This window comes from Pseudomonadota bacterium (genome assembly GCA_034660915.1).
GTDB lineage: Bacteria > Desulfobacterota > Anaeroferrophillalia > Anaeroferrophillales > Anaeroferrophillaceae > DQWO01.
This window is the reverse complement of sequence record JAYEKE010000148.1, coordinates 1-2,658: the sequence shown is the minus strand read 5'-3', so window position 1 is coordinate 2,658 and position 2,658 is coordinate 1. Positions and strand designations below refer to the sequence as shown.

Below are 2,658 nucleotides of genomic sequence, written 5' to 3'. Positions count from 1 at the left end.
AAGTTGTCATATTTGATCGGAAAAAAGTTGATTTCCGTACCTCATATCAGCCTGGTCAACCTGATTGCCGGTCGCGAGGTGGTTCCTGAGCTTATTCAGGACGAGGTTAATGCTCAAACCATATACCTTCGGGTACAGGAAATTATCGATCATCAGGAGAAGTTTGATCAGATGGTTGTGGACCTCAAAGAAGTGAAAAGTCTGCTGGGGCCGGCTGGCGGTGCCAAGCGGGCGGCCCGGGAAGTTGTAGACTGTTTAAAAAATAAGTGACATATCCATATGGCCATCTTTATTACTATTGTTATTTGTCTGCTGCTGTTCTTACTTTTGGGCTTCCGGCTGGTGGCTTATTTGTTCCGCTGGCTGGAAATCAGTAATCGTCCTGATTATGATCCTCCGCCACTCGATTACTCTCCTTATTTTCCCGGACACCTTTCTTTTGCCGCCTTTCGGGCAGCTCTGATTGAATCACTGAGCAGCATTATTATGGTGGCGCTGCTGCTGGCTGCCTGGTTGCGGAAATTCATTTGTCGATGCTTTCATATGAGAAGTCAACCGGTGAACGATAACCAGACATCGGTGATTGTCCTGGTTCCCGGTTACCTGATGAATGAAGGTTGCATGTGGATCTTAAGGTGGCGTCTGGTGCGGGATGGTTTTACGGTCAGAATTCTTGAACCGGTGAATAAGATGTCATCGATTGATAACCAGGCTCGCCGGCTTGGTAAATTTATTGATACCATTATTAATGGTGATACTTCCCTGACTTTGATTGGCCACAGTATGGGAGGGCTGGTGTGTCGCCAGTATGTGGCAAAATATGGTCATGAACGACAAAATGTGCATCGGTTGATTACCCTTGGCACACCTCACCGCGGTACCAGGCTCTGGTCGGCTGGAATCGGGGCGGTAGTTCGTGACCTGAGGCCTGGATCATCTTTTCTGGCGCAGTTAGAAGAATATTCAGCCGGACAATGTCCACGACAACGGCTTTCCATTGCCTCCGACTTTGATGAGCTGATTATTCCTAATGAGAATGCTGATTATCCAGGTGCCGAGCATCGCAAAGTTCACCTTGTTGGTCATTTCATGCTGGTGTTGAGCTCCCGGGTTTATGAACATATTCATAAATTTCTCAATAAATCGTAACTATTCAGCACATCTTTATGAAGTGCACTGCTGTGAGCAAAACCGGGACTGTCCCCGAGCCTTTTGGTTTAAAAGGGGACTGTCCCAGGCTTTTGCGGCGCATGTCGACATTGTTTCATAGTCCGTAAACATCTGGGACAGCCCCCGGTGAAGCTGGGGACAGTCCCGAGTTTACTACTTAAGTAGCGATGCAATGTGCTGAATAGTTACAATAAATCTTGAAATTATTATTTTAGCGATTATAGTTATAAGTAGAGTCAAGTGGATAGACGTTTTTCTGTAGTACGGTTTAAAAGGAGCAGCGAATGAAAATTGGTATAATAAGTGATACCCATGGTTCAGCATCGGCCTGGAGGCAGGCTATTGATGGTCCCTTTAATGACGTGGATTTTATCTTTCATGCTGGAGATGTGTTATATCATGGGGCCAGGAATCCTTTCCCCTTTGGTTACCAGACCAGTGAACTTGCCGACTTGCTTAACAGCAGCCCGGTTCCCCTCTTGATTGCCGAGGGAAATTGTGATTCAGATGTGGATAAAACCGTACTTAATTATCCCATCCAGCCATTGGTGTTTTCCCAATTGGAAGGAGTACGTTATTGCGTCATGCATGGAGATCAGGGAGGGATGGCGGATTTTCTCCGCTTAGCCCATCGATACCGGGCTGATTTTCTGATTACCGGACACTCCCATATCCGCAGGTTGAAAAAAGAGAATCATCTGATTCATATTAATCCCGGGTCGGCAGCGTTACCCAAAGATCACATTAATGGCTCAGTGGGAGTGGTAGACACCCTGCAGCGAACGGTAAATATTATTGATCTGGAAACCGGCGAGATTTTAGAAAACCTTACTTTTTCAATAAAATAACTTAAAATTATTGTAAGCATTCGACTTTGTTTATAGATTGACAAATTTTTATTATTTCTCACAGAGCTTGCTATATTGTAGTAAGCCTTGCATAAAAAATAAAAAGGGAGGGCGGGGGAAATTGGAATCGGGGTCACCGGGATTGGGGACATTCTTGAGTTTCGCGTTAAAAGTAAATTCAAGCTGTTCCTCCACTGGGCGAGCGATAGTCAAGAGTGTCCCCCCGCGAAGCACGGCGAAGCAAACGTGCAAGCCAGTACGTACCGCAGGCGAAGGAAGGCGGGCAGAAAGCAGGGACGTTGTTGATTTATTGATTTAAGTGAGAAAAAAGCAGGCTCTCACAGAGGCACAGAGGCACTGAGAACCTTGCCAAGACAAAGGCAAAAACCTGGACTTTTTCGAACTGATAAAAGATATTTCACCACGAAAAACACGAAAAACACGAAAAAAAAAGAGGAAAAGCAGTATGTAGCTGAAGGAAAAAAGGGACGTTGTTGATTTATTGATTTAACTAAGGGAGGGCGGGGGAAATTGGAATCGGGGTCACCGGGATTGGGGACATTCTTGAGTTTCGCGTTAAAAGTAAATTCAAGCTGTTCCTCCACTGGGCGAGCGATAGTCAAGAGTGTCCCCCCGCGAA

General features: G+C 45.7%; 4 protein-coding genes. 3 read left to right on the top strand and 1 reads right to left on the bottom strand.

All coding sequences use genetic code 11. The annotated features are described in order from the left end of the window. The 3 genes from U9P07_08745 to yfcE all read left to right on the top strand — a co-directional run. Positions 1–270 (top strand): lipid-A-disaccharide synthase (locus U9P07_08745; GenBank protein MEA2109491.1); only part of this gene is annotated, 270 nt, incomplete at its 5' end. Between the two features lie 9 nt (positions 271–279). Next, a complete protein-coding gene (locus U9P07_08740; GenBank protein MEA2109490.1) occupies positions 280–1,149 on the top strand; it encodes an alpha/beta fold hydrolase in 870 nt (289 codons plus the stop codon). A gap of 305 nt (positions 1,150–1,454) precedes the next feature. Beyond that, positions 1,455–2,018 carry a phosphodiesterase gene (gene yfcE, locus U9P07_08735; GenBank protein MEA2109489.1) on the top strand — a complete coding sequence of 188 codons (564 nt, stop codon included), beginning with the start codon at positions 1,455–1,457 and terminating at the stop codon, positions 2,016–2,018. A 338-nt stretch (positions 2,019–2,356) separates the two neighbouring features. Here the strand turns inward: yfcE and U9P07_08730 are convergent. Continuing rightward, positions 2,357–2,658 (bottom strand): hypothetical protein (locus U9P07_08730; protein MEA2109488.1); only part of this gene is annotated, 302 nt, incomplete at its 5' end.